Source organism: Neotabrizicola paludis (assembly GCF_044142105.1).
Classification (GTDB): domain Bacteria; phylum Pseudomonadota; class Alphaproteobacteria; order Rhodobacterales; family Rhodobacteraceae; genus Pseudogemmobacter.
This window is the reverse complement of the sequence record NZ_JBGTYM010000004.1, coordinates 301,152-320,880: the sequence shown is the minus strand read 5'-3', so window position 1 is coordinate 320,880 and position 19,729 is coordinate 301,152. Positions and strand designations below refer to the sequence as shown.

Here is a 19,729-nt window from a genome sequence, read left to right as displayed (position 1 = left end):
GATGGCCGGCATCTTCACCTTGATCCTCTGCAGCCCGCCATCGACCTCGCGCGTCACGGTGGCGCTGTCGCCCTCGACGGCCAGCTCGCTGGCGAAGGTCGCCTGGCTCCAGCCCAGAAGGGCGGCCAGCATCTGGCCGGTGGCGTTCATGTCATTGTCGATCGCCTGCTTGCCGCAGAGCACCAGGCCCGGCGCCTCGTCCTTGACCACGCCCGCCAGCAGCTTTGCCACCGCCAGAGGCTCGATATCGGTGTGCACATCCGCCGTGGCCTCGATCAGGATCGCCCGGTCGGCGCCCATGGCCAGCGCATTGCGCAGCGTCTCCTGCGCCTGCTTGACGCCGATCGACACCACCACAACCTCGGTCGCGACACCCTTCTCCTTCAGACGGATCGCCTCTTCCACCGCAATCTCGTCAAACGGGTTCATCGACATCTTCACATTCGCAAGATCGACCCCGCTCCCGTCCGCCCTAACGCGAACCTTCACGTTGTAGTCAATCACACGTTTGACCGGCACAAGGACCTTCATCAGTGCGTCTCTCCACGGTAGGGGGCCAAGGGCCCCGGCCAAGCTCTCGCCCGGGGTGTTACCGCGTCGGGAAGCGCAGTGACAGAGGAAATGCGACAGAAACCTGCGCCCGGACGTCGCGTTTTCACCGCTGGTCAGGCCTGGGGGCGGGTCAGTCCCGGCACCCAGAGCACATCTTTCGCGCCATCGTCATTGGCGATCCGGCCTGCCACGAAGAACCAGTCGGAGAGGCGGTTCAGGTAGCGCACTGCCTCGGGGTTCACGTCTTCCTGCGCCGCCAGCTCCACCACCAGCCGCTCGGCGCGGCGGCAGACGGTGCGGCACAGGTGCAGTTGCGCCGCCAGCGCCGATCCGCCCGGCAGGATGAAGCTGCGCAGCGGCGTCAGCCGGGCGTTCAGCACGTCAATCTCGCGCTCCAGCCGCTCCACCTGCGCCGCAATCATCCGCAGGGGCGTGTAGGACAGCGTCGAATCAAGATGGCGGTCGGGGGTGCAGAGATCGGCCCCCAGATCGAACAGGTCATTCGAGACGCGCGCCAGCGCCGCATCCATCTCGTCCGCCGCGTGAAGCCGGGCAAGGCCGACCGTGGCATTGGCCTCGTCGACCGTGCCATAGGCCGAGACCCGCAGCGATTGCTTGGGGACCCGCGCGCCGTTGCCCAGCGCTGTTTCGCCCTTGTCGCCGGTTTTCGTATAGATTTTCGACAGGACAACCATATTCAGCCCTTCGTCTTCAGCCAGGCGAAGAGGACGATCACCACCACCGCCACAAATTGTGCGTAAAGCCGCCAGCGCATGATGCGGTTGGCGTTGCGGCGGTTGAACTCGCCGCCCTTGGCGAAGGTGCCGATGCCAAAGATCAGGATGCCGGCCACCACCAGCACCAGGGCGGTCGCAACCAGAAACAGCGGGTCTTGCAAGAGCATGGGCCTCTCCTCCGTCTGTGTCGGGTGTAAGCCAAAGCCGCGGCGAAGCGAAGAGCCGAGCCGGTGCTGCGTCGAAAAATCGCCGGGGCTGCCGGTAAACTTTCCGCGTCAGCCCTTGGCCATCAGCCAATCCAGCGCCCGGGTCGGCAGCACCCGCCGCGCGATGCCGGAAATCCAGGTCGGCGTGGTGACGTAATAGCGCGGTTTCGGGCGTGCCGCCTCGACCGCATGGATCAGCTTGGCCGTCACCGCCGAGGCGGGCAGCTCGAACCGGTCGGGCGCGTTCTTCGCTTCATACAGCCGGTGCAGCAGAGTCTTGTATTCCGCCGACCGTGCCGAGTTTTCCCAATCGATCCATTTCTCGAAATGCGGCACGGCATTTTCGCGGATGCGGCTGGTGATCGGCCCCGGCTCAATCAGCACCACCTCGATCCCGGTGCCCTTCATCTCGATCCGCAGCACATCCGTCAGCCCCTCCATGGCGAATTTCGTCGCCACATAGGCGCCGCGCCATTTCACCCCGACCAGGCCAAGCACCGAAGAACAATTGATGATTCGCCCGGCGCCCGCTGCGCGCATCATTGGAATCACCCGGCGCGATAGGTCGTGATAGCCGAAAAGATTGACCTCGAAGATCGCCCGCAGCGCGCCGCGCGGCAGGTCTTCGACCGCGCCGGGGCAAGCGAAGGCGCCATTGTTGAACAGCGCGCCCAGCCTGCCGTCATTCACTTCGGCCACATGGGCGACGGCCGCGGCGATGCTGTCCTCGTCGCTGTAATCCAGCCGAAAGCTTTCCAGCCCCTCGTCACGCAGACGCAGGCAATCCGCTTCCTGGCGGCAGGTGGCAAAGACCCGCCAACCCCGTGCCTTCAGGCCCCGCGCTGCATCAAGCCCGATGCCCGAAGAGCAGCCGGTGATCAGGATGGATCGGTCCAAGTCGCTGCTCGCCACGTCTCTGCCCCTTCGTCTGCGCGCTTTTTGCGGCGCAAGCTGGGGCAAAGGGGCTGGGCCGTCAAATGAAGTTCTTGTCGCTAACGCGAGGCAAGGCCCCGGCTACAGCGGATCAGGGCGTCGCGGTCAGGAAGCGGGCGGCGACATAGCCGTCGATCCCGTCGCCCTCGATCAGCACATGGGCCCAGTCGGCGCCTTCCATGGCGACGACGGTCACCGCCTCGCCATTGTCCAGCCGCCCCACCACCGAACTGTCGGTCGACGGACCCTGCCGCACGTTGACCGAGCGCGCGGCAACATACCAGACCTGCCGCTCGTCCGCGCTCGCCGCCGGGGCCGGGCCCTCATCGGCGGCCATCTCGGGCGAGGGATCGGCCACATCGCCGGACATGCCGGGCAGCGCGGAGAGGGTGAAGACCGGCTGCGGCGCCATCTTGCGGGTCTCCGGTGCGGCCGGGGCGGGTGCGGTCGGCGTATAGGCCGCGGTCATCACCTGCGCGGGCGGCTCGGGCGTGAAGGGAGCCGTCGCCGCGGCGGCGACCGCGCCGGGCGAGACGATTTCCGTCTCGGACGCGGGCGCAAGCGATGCCGTCTCGATCGGGGAATAGGCGCGTTTCAGCACCACCACGTCGCGACCTTCCGCTGCGGCAAGCGCCAGACCCGGGCGCATCTGGCCCCGATCCTGTCCGGCAATCAGCAAAGTCACATAGATCGAAGCGCAAAGCAGGACGGTCAGTCGCAGCATCAAATTCACCAATGGCAGTCGGTAATACGGCACCCCCCGGTGCCGAAACAGTCAGCAGAGAAACTGGACATATCACGATTCCCTTGCCTTCCGTGAGGGAAAAACGTCCGAAGCTTCCCCGGGTTCCCGGACAGTGGCAGGAAACGTCTGGACCCTTCGCGCTTGCGGAATTACACGACATCCATGTCGCAGGACGAAGAAGACCCCAAGACCTACGGTCAGACCATGGCCGAGCCGCTTTCCCGTGCCATCGGCGAGCGCTACCTGACCTATGCGCTGTCGACGATCATGCATCGCGCGCTGCCCGATGCGCGCGACGGGCTGAAGCCGGTCCATCGCCGCATCCTTTACGCGATGCGTGAATTGCGCCTGTCGGCGACCGGGGGCTTCCGCAAATCGGCCAAGATCTCGGGCGATGTGATGGGGAATTACCACCCCCACGGCGATGCCGCGATCTATGACGCCATGGCGCGTCTGGCGCAGGATTTCAACGTCCGCTACCCGCTGGTCGACGGGCAGGGCAATTTCGGCAATATCGACGGCGACAATCCGGCCGCCAGCCGCTACACCGAGGCACGGCTGACCGCCATCGCCGAGACGCTGATGGAAGGTCTGGCCGAGAACGCCGTCGACTTCCGCCCGAATTACGACGGTACGCTGGAAGAGCCGGTGGTGATGCCCGCCGCCTTCCCCAACCTGCTGGCCAATGGCTCCTCCGGCATTGCCGTCGGCATGGCCACCAATATTCCGCCCCATAATCTCGATGAGCTGATTCAGGGCTGCCACTTGCTGCTGAAGCAACCCGAGGCCACCACCGCCGATCTTGTCGCCCTGATTCCCGGCCCCGATTTCCCGACCGGTGGGATCATGGTCGAACCGCGCGAGACCATCCTTGACGCTTATGAAACCGGTCGCGGCTCCTTCCGCACCCGTGCGAAATGGCATGTCGAGGATCTGGGCCGCGGCACCTGGCAGATCGTTGTCACCGAGATCCCCTATCAGGTCGCCAAGTCCAAGCTGATCGAGAAGCTGGCCGAGCTTATCCAGATCAAGAAGGTGCCGCTTCTGGCGGATGTCCGCGACGAATCGGCCGAGGACATCCGCATCGTCCTCGAACCCCGCGCCCGCACCGTCGATCCCGAGGTGCTGATGGGCACGCTGTTCAGGAACAGTGACCTAGAGACCCGCTTTTCGCTGAACATGAACGTGCTGATCGACGGCCGCGTCCCCCGGGTCTGCGGCCTCAAGGAAGTGCTGCGCGCCTTCCTCGACCATCGGCGCGACGTGCTGCGCCGCCGCTCGGAACACCGGATCGAGAAGATCGACCATCGGTTGGAAATTCTTGAAGGCTTCATCATCACCTTCCTGAATCTCGATCGCGTCATCGACATCATCCGCTATGACGATGATCCCAAAGCCGCCTTGATGCGCGAACATTGGGGCAAGCCGCACAAGCGCGCGGCGTCGGAAAAGGATTACGTCACCCCCCCGCCGGGCGAGGGCGAACTGACCGAGATCCAGGCCGAAGCCATCCTCAACATGCGCCTGCGCAGCTTGCGGCGGCTCGAGGAGATGGAGCTGATCGCCGAACGCGACGCGCTGCAAAAGGAACGCGCCGATCTGGCCGATCTTCTGGAAAGCGACCGTCGCCAGTGGAAGAAGATCGGCGAAGAGCTGGAAGAGATCCGCCAGAAATTCGGCAAGGGCACCAAGGGCGGCGACCGCCGCACCCAGTTCGCCGAGGCGGGCGTGGTCGAGGATGTGCCCTATGAGGCGATGATCGAGCGCGAGCCGATCACGGTGATCTGTTCCCGCATGGGCTGGATCCGCGCGATGAAGGGCCATGTCGACCTGGCGGCCGAGCAGAAATACAAGGATGGCGACGGCGCGCGCTTCGCCTTCCATGCTGAGACGACCGACCGCATCCTGCTCGTGGCCGAAAACGGCCGCTTCTTCACCCTTCTGGGCGCGAACCTGCCCGGCGGGCGCGGCATGGGCGAACCCGTCCGCCTGATGGTCGATCTGCCGAACGACACGGGCATCACCGAGATCCTTCTGCACCGCCCCGGCGCGAAATACCTTGTCGCCTCGACTGCGGGCGACGGTTTCATCGTCCCTGCCGACGAATTGCTGGCCCAGACCAAGGCCGGCAAGCAGGTTCTGACCACGCGCGAGGGCGTGAAATCCGCGGTCTGCCGCCCCGTTTCGGGCGATCACGTCGCCGTGGTGGGCGACAACCGCAAGCTTCTGGTCTTCCCGCTGGCCGAATTGCCGGAAATGGCCAAGGGCAAGGGTGTGCGGCTGCAAAAATACAAGGATGGCGGCCTCTCGGACGCGATCACCTTCACTCTGGCCGATGGCCTGTCATGGAAAGACCCGGCTGGCCGCACCCGCACCGAGACGCTTCTGACCGAATGGCTGGGTCCGCGCGCCGGCGCCGGCAAGATGGCCCCCCGTGGTTTTCCCCGCGACAATCGCTTCACCTGAACCGACGCGGCGCCTCACGCGCGGCATCCTCTGTCGCCAAATTTCCCGGGGTCTGACGCAGGGACGCGACGCTGATCAGGTCTGCTCCACCCCCAGCCAGACCCCGCCTTCGGGCCGCAGCGTCAGGATCATCGCCGGCTTTGGATCGCGCCCCGGCACCGGCGTGAACCGAAACCGTGCCAGAAGGGTGGCGAGGATGATCACCGCCTCCTGCAAGGCAAAGCTCGCCCCGATGCAGATGCGCGGGCCATCGCCAAAGGGCAGGTAATGAAAGCGCGGCACCGCGCGCGGATCGGCGAAACGCGACGGGTCAAAGGCGTCGGGCCTGTCCCACAGCCGGTGATGGCGGTGCAGCGCATAGATCGGCAGGATCACCGTGTCGCGGCGCCGCACCTCGCGCCCGCACAGCTCATCTGGCGCCTGCGCCGTGCGCGACAGGAAGGCCGCGGGCGGATAGAGCCGCAGCGCCTCGTCCACGATGCAGCGGGTCAGGGGCAGGGCGGGCAGATCCGTCACGGTTGCCGCCCTTTCGCCCAGCACCGCCTGGGCTTCGGCCCGCGCCGCCGCCTGCACGCCTGGGTCAAAGGCGCAAAGATACAACGCCCAGGACAGGGTCAGCGCCGTCGTCTCATGCCCGGCCACGATGAAGGTCAACAGGTTGTCGCGCAGCTCGTCCGTCGACATCTTCCGCCCGCTGTCGGGGTCTGCCCCCGCCATCAGAAGGTCCAGCAGGTCCGGCGGCAGGCGCGCGCCAGCGGCCCGCCGGGCCTCGATCGCTTGATCCGCCAGGCGCTTGGTCTGCCGCATCGCCGCGCCCGTCACCATCCGATGCGGCCGCGGCACCCAGCCCGGCGCGCCCAGAATGTCCAGAACCGAGACCTTCGCCGTTTGCCCGATATACTGCTCGATCGCCCGATGCACCGCCGCGCGGTCAAAGCCCTCGCCGCTGGTGAATGTCACATCGGCGATGACCTCGAAGGTCGCCGTCACCATCTCGTCGAACAGGTTCGCCGCCCGCCCCGTCACCAGCCGGGCGCAGGCCCGTTCTGCCGCCGCCGTCATCACCGGACCCAGCGCCGCCACATTGCGATGCGAAAAGACCGGCGCCGCCGTCCGCCGCTGCCAGTGCCACTCGGCGCCCTCGGCCACGAACAGGCTGTCGCCGATGGCCGGGCCAAGGATCAGCTTGGTCACCAGCGATTTCGGGTAATTCGCCAGATTGTCGCGCAAGACCCGCTTCAGCGCGTCGGGCTCCATCACCATATGCCAGCGCTTGCCGGTGCGGCCCGACAGGATCGGCGCATGGGTGGCGATCTCGGGAATCAGCTCCAGCACATTGCGCCGCCCGGCCGCAAGCGACCCCCTGATGCCCAGAGGTTCGGTCGCCAGCGGAACGCGGACGGGCAGGGGGCCAAGGGCAAGCGGTTTCAGAACGGACATGGCGCATCTCCGACCGGGCTGCTGCCGTCATGCTACGCGTCCTGCGCCTTGCGCGACAGCCCGAGCGGGTGGCGTTGCGGCTTGCCGCCTGACCGGCTATCCCTGAATGCCTGATCCGCGCCAAAAGCGCCCAAGCCGGAGCCGCCGATGTTCCTTCGTTCCTTCGCCCTCTGCCTTGGCCTTCTGTCGCTGGCGGCCTGTGCCACCAATGATCTGGCCGAACCGCCCGCCCCGCTTGGCGATTTCGCCCTGGGCCTGAACATCGCGGTCGCTGACAATATCCAGATGGTGCCGATCTCGCGCCCGGCCGAGCCGAAGGATTGGGAAGCCGCGATCAAGAAGGCCGTGGACGACCGTTTCGGTGCCACGCGCTATCAGGGATCGAAGCTCTATAATATCGGCATCAATATCGACGCCTATGCCCTCGCGCCGCCCGGCATCCCGCTGGTGGCCTCGCCCAAATCGGTCGTCGTCATCACCGCCAACATCTGGGATGACGCGGCGCGGAAGAAGCTGAACGAGGAAGGCAAGCAATTCACCGTCTTCGAGGGACTGTCGGGCGACACGCTGGTCGGTTCGGGCCTGACCAAGTCCAAGCAGCAGCAGATGGACACGCTGGCCTTCAACGCGGTCAAGCGGGTCGAGGACTGGCTTCTGGAGCATCCCGAATGGTTCGGCATGACGCCCGAACAGCTCAAGGCCGCGCTCGAGGCGCGGGCCGCGAAGGTGGCGGCGGCCAAGAAGACCAGGGCGGCCCCGCCTGCCGGCCCCGTGGCCCCGGCGGCACCGGCCACGCCCCCCGCGACCAACTGACCTGTCCGGGGCCCGGGCCCCTGCACCCCCCCGGGCCCGTTCCCGCTTGATTTTCCGGCTCCGGGGCTTTATCTCGCCGCGCGAGTGAAGGAAGGGGTCTCCATTCCGGGCCCCGCGCAAGGAAGGGCTGCCCCATGGCCAAGGCCAAGTTTGAACGCACCAAGCCGCATGTGAACATCGGCACGATCGGTCACGTCGACCACGGCAAGACCACGCTGACCGCGGCGATCACGAAGTATTTCGGCGAATTCCGCGCCTATGACCAGATTGACGGTGCGCCGGAAGAGCGTGCGCGCGGCATCACCATCTCGACGGCCCATGTCGAATACGAGACCGAAGCCCGCCACTACGCCCATGTCGACTGCCCCGGCCACGCGGACTATGTGAAGAACATGATCACGGGTGCGGCGCAGATGGACGGCGCGATCCTGGTCGTGGCCTCGTCGGACGGCCCGATGCCGCAGACCCGCGAGCATATCCTGCTCGGCCGTCAGGTCGGCATCCCCTATATGGTCGTCTACATGAACAAGGTCGACCTGGTGGATGACGCGGAACTGCTCGAGCTGGTCGAGATGGAAATCCGCGAGCTGCTGTCGTCCTACGACTATCCTGGCGACGATATCCCGATCATCAAGGGTTCGGCGCATCAGGCGATGATCGGCGAGCGCAAGGACATCGGCGAGGATTCGATCCGCGCGCTCTTGAAGGCCGTGGACGAATATATCCCGACCCCGGCCCGCGCCGTCGACCAGCCCTTCCTGATGCCGATCGAAGACGTGTTCTCGATCTCGGGCCGCGGCACCGTGGTCACGGGTCGTATCGAGCGCGGCGTGATCAATGTCGGCGACGAAGTGGAGATCGTGGGCATCCGCGACACCAAGAAGTCGACCTGCACCGGCGTCGAGATGTTCCGCAAGCTCCTGGATCGCGGTGAGGCCGGCGACAACGTGGGCGTGCTGCTGCGCGGCATCGACCGCGACGGCGTCGAGCGCGGCCAGGTTCTGTGCAAGCCGAAATCGGTGAACCCGCACACCAAGTTCGAAGCCGAGGCCTATATCCTGACCAAGGAAGAAGGCGGCCGTCACACGCCGTTCTTCGCGAACTACCGCCCGCAATTCTACTTCCGCACCACCGACGTGACCGGCACCGTGAAGCTGCCGGAAGGCACCGAGATGGTGATGCCGGGCGACAACCTGAAGTTCGAGGTCGAGCTGATCGCCCCGATCGCGATGGAAGAGAAGCTGCGCTTCGCCATCCGTGAAGGCGGCCGCACCGTCGGCGCAGGCGTCGTCTCCAAAATCATCGCCTGATTGACGGGTCGGGCATTCCCCGACCCAGCGCATCGCAAGGCCGTCCCGCAAGGGGCGGTCTTTTTCTTTGGCCTGCCGCGGAGCGGTGCTGGCCCGCGGTGCGGACAACCGCGTCAGGCGCGTATCTTTAAGCCCGGTCAAACAGGTTCAGCCCTGTAGCGCCCGGCGCCAAGCTTCGCTAATGCCACTCACGGTATCGTCCATGGTGCCAGAGGCTTCGCGGAAAAGGGAGAAGCACATGACAATCAGGAACTTCTATCTCCTTATGGCGGCTGTCGGAACAGTGGTCCCCTGGCTGTTCTTCGGATCGTTTTTCGCGCAGCACGGCTTCGCTCTTCCGCTCTTTCTTCAGTCGCTGTTCGCAAATGGACCTGCCGCCGGCTTCTCGGCAGATGTGCTTATTTCCATCCCGATATTCTGGCTATGGTCCTGGCGCGACGCGGAGCGACAGAACGTTGAGCGGTGGTGGCTGGTCCTTCCCGCGAGTTTCTTCGTGGGCCTGTCGCTGGCGCTTCCGCTCTACCTGTATTTGAGAGAGCAGGAGGGATGAGGGCGACCTTCCGCCATCGGCTTCAGCCGGTGGAACATGGCTTTGCGACATGGCCTTTTCTTTTCGGCCATTTACCCTATCCTGCCCCGGCAGCCAGAGGAGGGTGACATGGATCAGACCGCGAAGTGACGTCCCGAAACCCTTCGCAAAGGTCATCCCATGTCCGAATACCAATCTCCGGCCTTCCCTGGCCCCGACACGCTGAACCCGATCCTCACCCGCGACGGCCAGCCGCATCTCGGCACGGTCTTCCTTAAGCCCGCTCTGTCCCACCCTCGGATCGAGGTCGGCGACTATACCTATGCCAGCGCCCATCGCCCGCCCGCCGACTGGGCCGCGCATCTGGCCCCCTATCTCTACGACTTCTCGCCCGAACGTCTGGTGATCGGTCGTTTCTGCCAGATCGCCGACGGGGTGCAGTTCATCACCGCCTCGGCCAATCATCGCCATGACGGCTTTTCCACCTTCCCATTCCTCGCCTTCGGCGGCGATCCGGCGACGGCGCCCTCCCTGCCTCCGCCGGGACCCGACACGGTGATCGGCAATGATGTCTGGCTGGGGCAGGGGGTGCGCGTCCTGCCCGGCGCGCGGATCGGCGATGGCTGCATCATCGGCGCGGGCGCGGTGATCGGCGGCGCGCTGCCGCCCTATTCCATCGCCGTGGGCAATCCCGGCCGCCTCCTGCGCCGCCGCTTCCCGGACGCGGTCATCGCAGAGCTTCTCAGAATCCGCTGGTGGGACTGGCCCATTGACCTGATCCGCCAGGCCGAGGCCGAAATCTGCGGTGCCGACTTGGCCGCGCTCGAGGCGATGGCCGCCCGCTGACGTCAAGCCGTCGCACAGAAGCCCGGCCGCGGCGCCCCGAACCGGCGCCGCGGCCTGTCGATTTCAGGCCAGACCTGTCGCAAACCGCTCTTTTCGCGTTGAAATTCGTCAAGGTGCATAAATGCACATATGCTGGGCGCGCGCCGATTTCTGCGCCCTGATCGCCAATTGTCACAAGCCTGTGACAATCGCCCCCGCGCAATCCCCCGAAACCCGCCAAAACTTACCCGCCGGGGGGGTACATCCGATCACGACCCCGACAACTCCGCGTGATCTTGCGCGAGAAACCCGTGATTTCACATGGCTCTGCCGCCGCCCCATCTTGGCTTCACCGGACGCAGAAACGCTCCGCCAGACGGCCGATACGGCCAAGATCAAAAGGACCAAGACCATGAAAAAGATCGCTCTCCTCGCCGCCGCGCTGACCGCTGTGGCCCCCGCCGCTTTCGCCTATGCGCCGAATGAACTGTCCCCGGCGCAGCTCTTCGAAGCCAAGCAATATGTGCCGAATGCCGACCTGTCGAACCTCTCGGCCAAGCAAGCGCTTCAGATCGCCGCGATCCTGTCGAGCGATGACTCGGGCAAGGGCGCCGCAATCTATTCGACCCTGAACGCCCAGTAAGCCCGTCGTCTTGACCAGGCTTTTCCCGCGCCCGCCCTATCCGCTCCCGGAGGGCGGGCGCAAAACATTTCCGGACCGCCCGCTTGCGCCCCTGCCGCGCCCGCCGCAGAATGACATCATGACCCGGATCCTCGCGCTCGCCATCCCGCTTCTGCTTGCCGCCTGCGTCGCACCCGCGCCGGGCCTGTCGCCCGCCGACCGCGCCGATGTGCAGCGCTATGTGCCGAATGCCGATCTCGACAACCTGACCCCGGCCCAGGTCCAGGCCCTCTCCGCGGCCCTGCATGACGGTGACGGCCTGTCGATCGGCCGCGACATCACTGCCATCCTGCTGCCGCGCTGAACCGGATCGCGCGGGCGGCCCCGCCGGCAGGGAAAAAGGCCCGCATCAAACGCGCGAGAATCCCTTGACCTTCCCGCGCGCCTGCCTTACCCCACGCCCGACCACAGGGGTATAGCTCAGCTGGTAGAGCGACGGTCTCCAAAACCGTAGGTCGCGGGTTCGAGCCCTGCTGCCCCTGCCATGGTCCCTCCGCGAACAATCGGGCCAAAGGGCGGGACCTTCCCGCTCCCGCAATCCTTGCCAAATGGCACATGCTCGCCCTAACATCTTGTAATCCCTCGCGGACATGCACTGTCCGGCCCCGGGGCGGGCGCCTGTTCCCCAGCCGCTTGAATTCCGCGCCGTTCCGCCGTATCTCGGCCCCGACCCTATTGCCCGGAAAGACCGACCCGATGGCCCGCACCAATCCGCTCCAGTTCCTTCAGCAGGTCCGCGCCGAAGTGGCCAAGATCCACTGGCCCACGCGCCGCGAGGTCGTGCTGACCACCATCATGGTCTTCATCCTGGCCGCGCTGACCGCGACCTTCTTCTCGCTTGTCGATCTGGCCATCCGCACCGGCCTTGCCGCCGTGATCGGCGCCTGAGACGCGCAAAACCCCTCTCGCGGCGGGTTTCCTCTTGATCGCGGCAGGGCAAGCGGGTAATCCGCGCTCCGAACCAATGGGAAACCGGCGCGCATCGATTCGGGGTGCGCGCTGTTTTTTGTTCCCGGGGCGACGTAAGCGGGCCAGCAAGGCCCGGTGAAGAAGAAGGTAAGGCACGCAAAATGGCAAAGCGCTGGTATTCGGTGAGCGTTCTCTCGAATTTCGAGAAGAAGATCGCCGAACAGATCAAGCAGGCCGTGGAAGACGCGGGCCTTCAGGAAGAGATCGGCGAAGTGCTGGTGCCCACCGAGGAAGTGATCGAGGTGCGGCGCGGCAAGAAGGTGACCTCGGAGCGCCGCTTCATGCCCGGCTATGTGCTGGTCAACATGGAGATGACGAACCGCGGCTATCACCTGATCTCGTCGATCAACCGCGTCACCGGCTTCCTTGGCCCCCAGGGCAAGCCGATGCCGATGCGCGATGCCGAAGTGAACGCGATCCTCAATCGCGTGGAAGAGGGCGAGGCCCAGCCGCGCAACCTGATCCGCTTCGACATCGGCGAGAAGGTCAAGGTCACCGACGGACCCTTCGAGGGCTTCGACGGCATGGTCGAGGAAGTGGACGAGGGCGCCAGCCGCCTGAAGGTCTCGGTCTCGATCTTCGGGCGCGCGACGCCCGTCGAACTGGAATTCACCCAGGTGTCGAAAGGCATCTGAGGCGAAGCGCGGAAGGCGAGCGCGTTTCCCGACAGGGGGCGTGACGGACCGCACCGCTAAACCGTGCCTTTTGGCACTGTGACATGAGGAGTGGGCCAGATGGCCAAGAAGATTATGGGCAGCCTCAAGCTGCAAGTGAAGGCGGGTCAGGCGAACCCCTCGCCGCCGGTCGGTCCGGCGCTGGGTCAGCGCGGCCTGAACATCATGGCCTTCGTGAAGGAATTCAACGCGAAGTCCGCCGACCTGCCGCCCGGCACGCCGACCCCGGTGATCATCACCTATTACCAGGACAAGTCGTTCAGCCTTGAGCTGAAGACCCCGCCGGCCTCCTATCTGGTCAAGCAGGCCGCTGGCCTGCCGCCCGTGGGCAAGCGCAACCGCGCCAAGGGCTCGACCAAGCCCGGCCGCGAAGTCGCCGGCACGATCACCGCGGCCCAGGTCCGCAAGATCGCAGAGACGAAGATGAAGGATCTCAACGCCAATTCGATCGAATCGGCGATGAACATCATCCTTGGCTCGGCCAAGTCCTGCGGCATCGATGTGAAGGGCTGATCCAGATGGCCAAGATTGCAAAGCGCGTGAAGAAGGCGCAGGCCGCCTTCGAAGGCAAGTCGAACCTCTCGGTCGAGGATGCCGTGAAGCTGATCAAGGACGCGGCCTCGGCCAAGTTCGACGAGACGCTGGAAATCGCCATGAACCTCGGCGTCGATCCCCGCCATGCCGACCAGATGGTCCGCGGCGTGGTCCAGCTGCCGAACGGCACCGGCAAGACCGTCCGCGTGGCGGTGTTCGCCCGTGGCCCCAAGGCTGATGAGGCCAAGGCGGCGGGTGCCGATATCGTGGGCGCCGAAGACCTGATGGAAGCCATCCAGGGCGGCAAGATCGATTTCGATCGCTGCATCGCCACCCCGGACATGATGCCGCTGGTCGGCCGTCTGGGCAAGATCCTGGGTCCGCGCAACCTGATGCCGAACCCCAAGGTCGGCACGGTGACGATGGATGTCGGCAATGCCGTCAAGGCGGCCAAGGGCGGCGAAGTCCAGTTCAAGGTCGAGAAGGCCGGCGTCATCCATGGCGGCATCGGCAAGGTGTCGTTCTCGCAGGAAGCGCTGGCCCAGAACGTCCGCGCCTTTGTCGAGGCCGTGACCCGCGCCAAGCCGGCCGGGGCCAAGGGCACCTATGTCAAGAAGGTCTCGCTCTCCTCGACCATGGGTCCGGGCGTGTCGCTGGACCTCGCGACCACGGCGACGGCGTAAGCCGTACTAGAATTCCCGACCCTTCGGGGAAGGGATGGCGGGGCCAGACCATCGGCCCCGTCCTGTCCGAGACGGCGGGTGGCGCGCGAGCGCCTTAATCTCCTGCCTGAGATGGGGATCGAGACGAATTCACCCTCGGGTGATCTTGGCCTCGGGAACCTTCGGACCCGAACGCGCCCGCGCAAGGGGGCGCTGACATGAGCCGGGGGGAAACCCCCAACCTTGGAGTGAAACTGTGGATAGAGCCCAGAAAGAGAAAGTGGTCGAGGAACTCGGCCAGATCTTCGAAAGCTCTGGCGTCGTAGTGGTTGCCCATTACGAAGGCATGACGGTTTCTCAGATGCAGGACCTGCGCGCGAAAATGCGCGAAGTTGGCGGGTCCGTCCGCGTTGCCAAGAACAAGCTCGCCAAGATCGCCCTTGAAGGGAAACCCGCTGCAAAGATGGGTAACCTCCTCACGGGCATGACGGTTTTTGCCTTCTCGGAAGACCCCGTGGCTGCGGCCAAGGTCACCGAGGCCTATGCCAAGGGGAACGACAAGTTCGTGATCCTGGGCGGCGCCATGGGCGAGACCGTTCTGGACCAGGCTGGTGTCAAAGCCGTGGCCTCCATGCCGTCGCGCGAAGAGCTCATCGCTCAGATCGTGTCGTGCCTGGGTGCTCCGGCCTCGAACATCGCCGGTGCGATTGGCGCGCCTGCTGCAAACATCGCGGGCATTCTGAAGACCATCGAGGAAAAGGCAGCCGCCTGATCCTGTCCTTCGCGGGTTGATCCCGCGTCGTTGGAACCCCATCTGAACAAACGGAATGAGCAAAATGGCTGATCTGAACAAACTCGCCGAAGAGATCGTCGGTCTGACCCTTCTCCAGGCCCAGGAACTGAAGACCATCCTCAAGGACAAGTATGGCATCGAGCCCGCCGCCGGCGGCGCTGTGATGGTTGCTGGTCCGGCTGCTGGCGCTGCTGCCGCTGCCGAGGAAGAAAAGACCGAGTTCGACGTCGTGCTGACCGAAGCCGGCCCGAACAAGATCAACGTCATCAAGGAAGTCCGCGCCATCACCGGCCTGGGCCTCGTCGAGGCGAAGAACCTCGTCGAAGCTGGCGGCAAGGTGAAGGAAGCCGTTGGCAAGGCAGATGCCGAGGCGATGAAGAAGAAGCTCGAAGAGGCTGGCGCCAAGGTCGAGCTGAAGTAATCGCGGGTGCGGAGCATTCCGCAGCTTTGATTAAGGGCTGGGGGCAGAGCGATCTGCCTCCAGTTCATCGCGTCTTGAAAGGGGCTTTGGCGAAAGCGTCTTTCCGGGTGCGATGACCGGTTCGGGAGCCGTCTGACGGGACAGGCGGCAGGTATGGGACCGGAAAGCCCCCAATCGCAATCGGCGCAAGGCCCTGTGCCCCGACAGGACCCTGGAGCCGGCGAAAATGAAAGGTGATGACGAGCATGGCGCAGCAAACCTACGTTGGCCAGAAACGTATCCGCCGCTATTACGGCAAAATCCGCGAAGTTCTCGAGATGCCGAACCTCATCGAGGTTCAGAAGTCGTCCTATGACCTCTTCCTGCGCTCGGGCGACAGCGACAAGCCGCTGGATGGCGAAGGCATCCAGGGCACGTTCCAATCGGTCTTCCCGATCAAGGATTTCAATGAAACCAGCGTGCTGGAATTCGTCCGGTACGAGCTGGAAAAGCCCAAATACGACGTCGACGAATGCATGCAGCGCGATCTGACCTATGCGGCACCGCTGAAGGTGACGCTGCGTCTGATCGTGTTCGATGTCGATGAAACCACCGGCGCCCGCAGCGTCAAGGACATCAAGGAACAGGACGTCTACATGGGCGACATGCCCCTGATGACGCCGAACGGCACGTTCATCGTGAACGGCACCGAACGGGTGATCGTGTCCCAGATGCACCGCTCGCCGGGCGTGTTCTTCGACCACGACAAGGGCAAGACCCATTCCTCGGGCAAACTCCTGTTCGCCTGCCGCATCATCCCGTATCGCGGCTCGTGGCTGGACTTTGAATTTGACGCCAAGGACGTGGTCTTCGCCCGCATCGACCGTCGCCGCAAGTTGCCGGTGACGACGCTGCTCTATGCCCTGGGCATGGACCAGGACGCCATCATGGCGGCCTATTACGACACCGTCACCTTCAAGCATGTGAAGAACAAGGGCTGGATCACCCGCTTCTTCCCCGACCGCGTTCGCGGCACCCGCCCGACTTATGACCTTGTCGATGCCGCCACCGGCGAAGTCATCCTCAAGGCGGGCGAGAAGGCCACGCCCCGCATGGTCAAGAAGTGGATGGACGAAGGCTCGGTCACCGAGCTTCTGGTTCCCTTCGACCACATCCTCGGCCGCTATGTCGCCCGCGACCTGGTGAACGAAGAGAATGGCGAGATCTGGGCCGAAGCCGGCGAAGAACTGACCTGGGAACTGGACCGCGACGGCGACGTCAAGGGTGGCTCGCTCAAGGTCCTGCTCGATCAGGGCATCACCGAGATCCCGGTTCTCGACATCGACAATGTCAATGTCGGCCCCTACATGCGCAACACCATGGCGGTGGACAAGAACTGGAACCGCGACACGGCGCTGATGGACATCTATCGCGTGATGCGTCCCGGCGAACCGCCGACCGTCGAAGCCGCCTCGACCCTGTTCGACACCCTGTTCTTCGATCGTGACCGCTACGACCTCTCGGCCGTGGGTCGCGTCAAGATGAACATGCGTCTCGACCTCGACAAGCCCGACACCCAGCGCACGTTGGATCGTGACGACATCGTCTCCTGCATCAAGGCGCTGGTCGAACTGCGCGACGGCAAGGGCGAGATCGACGATATCGACCACCTCGGCAACCGCCGGGTGCGTTCGGTCGGCGAGCTGATGGAGAACCAGTATCGCGTCGGCCTGCTGCGCATGGAACGCGCGATCAAGGAACGCATGTCCTCGGTCGAAATCGACACGATCATGCCGCAAGACCTGATCAACGCCAAACCGGCCGCGGCTGCGGTGCGTGAATTCTTCGGCTCCTCGCAGCTTTCGCAATTCATGGACCAGACCAACCCGCTGTCGGAAGTCACCCACAAGCGCCGTCTCTCGGCCCTTGGGCCGGGCGGTCTGACCCGGGAACGCGCGGGCTTCGAAGTGCGCGACGTCCACCCGACGCATTATGGCCGGATGTGCCCGATTGAAACGCCGGAAGGCCAGAACATCGGCCTGATCAACTCGCTGGCGACCTTTGCCCGCGTGAACAAGTATGGCTTCATCGAGACCCCGTATCGCAAGGTCGTCGACAACAAGGTGACCGACGAGGTCGTCTACATGTCGGCCACCGAGGAAATGCGTCACACCGTGGCCCAGGCCAACGCGGCGCAGGATGCGGCGGGCAAGTTCACCGACGACCTGATCTCCAGCCGCAAGGCCGGGGAATTCATGCTGAACCCGCCGGATGCGATCGACCTGATCGACGTCTCGCCCAAGCAGCTTGTCTCGGTCGCGGCCTCGCTCATCCCCTTCCTGGAAAATGACGACGCCAACCGCGCCCTCATGGGTTCGAACATGCAGCGTCAGGCCGTGCCTCTGTTGCAATCCGACGCGCCCTTCGTCGGCACCGGGATCGAGGCCGTCGTGGCCCGCGACTCGGGCGCTGCGATCATGGCCCGCCGCTCGGGCGTCATCGACCAGGTCGACGCGACCCGTATCGTCGTGCGCGCGACCGAGCTTCTGGAGCCGGGCGAGCCGGGCGTCGACATCTACCGTCTGCGCAAGTTCAAGCGCTCGAACCAGTCGTCCTGCATCAACCAGCGTCCGCTGGTGAAGGTGGGCGACCGCGTCGCGCGCGGCGAGGTTGTGGCCGACGGCCCCTGCACCGATCAGGGCGAACTGGCGCTTGGCCGCAACGTGGTCGTCGCCTTCATGCCCTGGAACGGCTACAACTACGAAGACTCGATCCTGATCTCCGAGCGCATCCTCAAGGATGACGTCTTCACCTCGATCCATATCGAGGAATATGAAGTCGCCGCCCGTGACACCAAGCTTGGCCCGGAGGAAATCACCCGCGACATCCCGAACGTCGGTGAAGAAGCGCTGCGCAACCTCGACGAGGCTGGCATCGTCTATATCGGCGCCGAGGTGAATCCGGGCGACATCCTGGTCGGCAAGATCACCCCCAAGGGCGAAAGCCCGATGACGCCGGAAGAAAAGCTCCTCCGCGCCATCTTCGGCGAAAAGGCTTCGGACGTCCGCGACACCTCGCTGCGGCTGCCCCCGGGCGCCTTCGGAACGATCGTGGAAGTGCGGGTCTTCAACCGTCACGGCGTCGACAAGGACGAACGTGCGCTGCAGATCGAGCGCGAGGAAGTCGAACGCCTGGCGCGCGACCGCGACGACGAGCTGGCGATCCTGGAACGCAACATCTATGCGCGTCTCAAGGCGCTGCTGATGGGGCGCGAGGCGGTCAAGGGTCCGAAGGGCATCAAGTCCGGCTCGAAGATCGACGACGACCTGCTGGGCACGCTGTCGCGCGGCCAGTGGTGGCAGCTTGCCGTGGCCGAGGAAGATCAGGCCAAGGAGATCGAGTCGCTCCACGAGCAGTATGAGGCGCAGAAGCGCGCGCTGGATCACCGTTTCGACGACAAGGTCGAAAAGGTCCGTCGCGGCGACGACCTGCCTCCGGGCGTGATGAAGATGGTCAAGGTCTTCGTCGCGGTGAAGCGCAAGCTGCAGCCGGGCGACAAGATGGCCGGCCGTCACGGCAACAAGGGCGTCATCTCCAAGGTGGTGCCGGTCGAGGACATGCCCTTCCTTGCCGATGGCACGCCCGTCGATCTGGTGCTCAATCCGCTCGGCGTGCCGTCGCGGATGAACGTCGGTCAGATTCTGGAAACCCATATGGGCTGGGCCGCGCGCGGCCTTGGGATCAAGATCGACGACGCCCTGCAGGACTTCCGCCGCAACGGCGACCTGACCCCGGTCAAGGAAGCCATGCGCTTTGCCTATGGCGACGAGACCTATGAGGAAGCCTTCGGCGAGATGGGCCCCGAGGATCTGGTCGAAAAGGCCAGCCTGGTGACCAAGGGCGTGCCGATCGCGACCCCGGTCTTCGACGGCGCCAAGGAGCAGGACGTGAACGACGCGCTCAAGCGCGCCGGTTTCGATACTTCGGGCCAGTCCGAAGTGTTCGACGGCCGCTCGGGCGAGAAGTTCCAGCGCAAGGTGACAGTGGGCGTGAAATACATGCTCAAACTGCACCACCTGGTCGACGACAAGCTGCACGCCCGTTCGACGGGCCCGTACTCGCTCGTCACCCAGCAACCGCTGGGCGGCAAGGCGCAGTTCGGTGGCCAGCGTCTGGGGGAAATGGAGGTCTGGGCTCTGGAAGCCTATGGTGCCGCCTATACCCTGCAAGAGATGCTGACCGTGAAGTCGGACGACGTGGCCGGCCGGACCAAGGTCTACGAGTCGATCGTCAAGGGCGAGGACAATTTCGAGGCGGGCGTGCCTGAGAGCTTCAACGTGCTCGTCAAGGAAGTCCGCGGCCTCGGCCTGAACATGGAACTCCTGGATGCGGAGGAGGAGTGAGGGGGCAACCCCTCAGGGGCGGTGAAAGCCGCCCCCCTCTGACCGCAACCTCCTGA

The 19,729-nt window shown here is 64.8% G+C and carries 20 protein-coding genes and 1 tRNA gene; 15 read left to right on the top strand and 6 right to left on the bottom strand.

Annotated features, from left to right (window positions below):
* From ACED67_RS12030 to ACED67_RS12010, 5 genes are all read right to left on the bottom strand, one after another.
* Positions 1-531, bottom strand: a 531-nt coding sequence (locus ACED67_RS12030) for an electron transfer flavoprotein subunit beta/FixA family protein (protein ID WP_395541861.1), incomplete at its 3' end; no start/stop codon positions are given.
* A gap of 134 nt (positions 532-665) precedes the next feature.
* Positions 666-1,247 (bottom strand): cob(I)yrinic acid a,c-diamide adenosyltransferase, encoded by a 582-nt coding sequence (locus tag ACED67_RS12025; protein WP_395541860.1) that lies wholly within the window; start codon positions 1,245-1,247, stop codon positions 666-668.
* A 2-nt stretch (positions 1,248-1,249) separates the two neighbouring features.
* Complete coding sequence (locus tag ACED67_RS12020; RefSeq protein ID WP_395541858.1) at positions 1,250-1,456, bottom strand: twin transmembrane helix small protein; 207 nt, start codon at positions 1,454-1,456, stop codon at positions 1,250-1,252.
* Between the two features lie 108 nt (positions 1,457-1,564).
* Complete coding sequence (locus ACED67_RS12015) at positions 1,565-2,407, bottom strand: SDR family NAD(P)-dependent oxidoreductase (protein ID WP_395541856.1); 843 nt, start codon at positions 2,405-2,407, stop codon at positions 1,565-1,567.
* A gap of 112 nt (positions 2,408-2,519) precedes the next feature.
* Positions 2,520-3,152 carry an SH3 domain-containing protein gene (locus tag ACED67_RS12010; RefSeq protein ID WP_395541855.1) on the bottom strand — a complete coding sequence of 211 codons (633 nt, stop codon included), beginning with the start codon at positions 3,150-3,152 and terminating at the stop codon, positions 2,520-2,522.
* 183 nt (positions 3,153-3,335) lie between these two features.
* Between ACED67_RS12010 and ACED67_RS12005 the strand changes: the two genes are divergently transcribed.
* Positions 3,336-5,639 (top strand): DNA topoisomerase IV subunit A, encoded by a 2,304-nt coding sequence (locus tag ACED67_RS12005; protein WP_395541854.1) that lies wholly within the window; start codon positions 3,336-3,338, stop codon positions 5,637-5,639.
* A 75-nt stretch (positions 5,640-5,714) separates the two neighbouring features.
* Here ACED67_RS12005 and ACED67_RS12000 read toward each other — a convergent pair whose 3' ends face one another.
* The gene (locus tag ACED67_RS12000) at positions 5,715-7,079 is read right to left on the bottom strand and encodes a cytochrome P450 (RefSeq protein WP_395541853.1); all 1,365 of its coding nucleotides are present in this window, start codon (positions 7,077-7,079) and stop codon (positions 5,715-5,717) included.
* Positions 7,080-7,226: 147 nt separating this feature from the next.
* Here ACED67_RS12000 and ACED67_RS11995 point away from each other — a divergent pair, with 147 nt between their 5' ends.
* The 14 genes from ACED67_RS11995 (at position 7,227) to rpoB (ending at position 19,673) form a co-directional block, all read left to right on the top strand.
* Complete coding sequence (locus ACED67_RS11995; protein ID WP_395541852.1) at positions 7,227-7,892, top strand: hypothetical protein; 666 nt, start codon at positions 7,227-7,229, stop codon at positions 7,890-7,892.
* A 134-nt stretch (positions 7,893-8,026) separates the two neighbouring features.
* Positions 8,027-9,202, top strand: a complete 1,176-nt coding sequence (tuf, locus tag ACED67_RS11990) for an elongation factor Tu (RefSeq protein ID WP_395541829.1) — start codon at positions 8,027-8,029, stop codon at positions 9,200-9,202.
* Between the two features lie 238 nt (positions 9,203-9,440).
* On the top strand, positions 9,441-9,752 hold the full coding sequence (locus ACED67_RS11985; RefSeq protein WP_395541851.1) for a DUF2834 domain-containing protein: 312 nt from the start codon (positions 9,441-9,443) through the stop codon (positions 9,750-9,752).
* Between the two features lie 159 nt (positions 9,753-9,911).
* Positions 9,912-10,577 carry a CatB-related O-acetyltransferase gene (locus ACED67_RS11980; RefSeq protein ID WP_395541850.1) on the top strand — a complete coding sequence of 222 codons (666 nt, stop codon included), beginning with the start codon at positions 9,912-9,914 and terminating at the stop codon, positions 10,575-10,577.
* 391 nt (positions 10,578-10,968) lie between these two features.
* Positions 10,969-11,199, top strand: coding sequence for a hypothetical protein (locus tag ACED67_RS11975; RefSeq protein WP_395541849.1), 231 nt, complete (start codon positions 10,969-10,971; stop codon positions 11,197-11,199).
* Positions 11,200-11,317: 118 nt separating this feature from the next.
* Positions 11,318-11,542 carry a hypothetical protein gene (locus ACED67_RS11970; RefSeq protein ID WP_395541848.1) on the top strand — a complete coding sequence of 75 codons (225 nt, stop codon included), beginning with the start codon at positions 11,318-11,320 and terminating at the stop codon, positions 11,540-11,542.
* 105 nt (positions 11,543-11,647) lie between these two features.
* Positions 11,648-11,723, top strand: a tRNA-Trp gene (locus tag ACED67_RS11965).
* Positions 11,724-11,934: 211 nt separating this feature from the next.
* Positions 11,935-12,126 carry a preprotein translocase subunit SecE gene (secE, locus tag ACED67_RS11960; RefSeq protein ID WP_395541847.1) on the top strand — a complete coding sequence of 64 codons (192 nt, stop codon included), beginning with the start codon at positions 11,935-11,937 and terminating at the stop codon, positions 12,124-12,126.
* A 182-nt stretch (positions 12,127-12,308) separates the two neighbouring features.
* The gene (nusG, locus tag ACED67_RS11955; RefSeq protein ID WP_395541846.1) at positions 12,309-12,842 is read left to right on the top strand and encodes a transcription termination/antitermination protein NusG; all 534 of its coding nucleotides are present in this window, start codon (positions 12,309-12,311) and stop codon (positions 12,840-12,842) included.
* Positions 12,843-12,941: 99 nt separating this feature from the next.
* A complete protein-coding gene (gene rplK, locus ACED67_RS11950) occupies positions 12,942-13,394 on the top strand; it encodes a 50S ribosomal protein L11 (protein ID WP_395541845.1) in 453 nt (150 codons plus the stop codon).
* A gap of 5 nt (positions 13,395-13,399) precedes the next feature.
* Positions 13,400-14,098, top strand: coding sequence for a 50S ribosomal protein L1 (gene rplA, locus ACED67_RS11945; RefSeq protein WP_395541844.1), 699 nt, complete (start codon positions 13,400-13,402; stop codon positions 14,096-14,098).
* 235 nt (positions 14,099-14,333) lie between these two features.
* Positions 14,334-14,849, top strand: coding sequence for a 50S ribosomal protein L10 (gene rplJ / locus ACED67_RS11940; protein ID WP_395541843.1), 516 nt, complete (start codon positions 14,334-14,336; stop codon positions 14,847-14,849).
* Positions 14,850-14,913: 64 nt separating this feature from the next.
* Positions 14,914-15,291, top strand: a complete 378-nt coding sequence (rplL, locus tag ACED67_RS11935; RefSeq protein WP_395541842.1) for a 50S ribosomal protein L7/L12 — start codon at positions 14,914-14,916, stop codon at positions 15,289-15,291.
* 245 nt (positions 15,292-15,536) lie between these two features.
* On the top strand, positions 15,537-19,673 hold the full coding sequence (gene rpoB, locus ACED67_RS11930) for a DNA-directed RNA polymerase subunit beta (protein WP_395541841.1): 4,137 nt from the start codon (positions 15,537-15,539) through the stop codon (positions 19,671-19,673).
* Positions 19,674-19,729 lie beyond the last annotated feature (56 nt).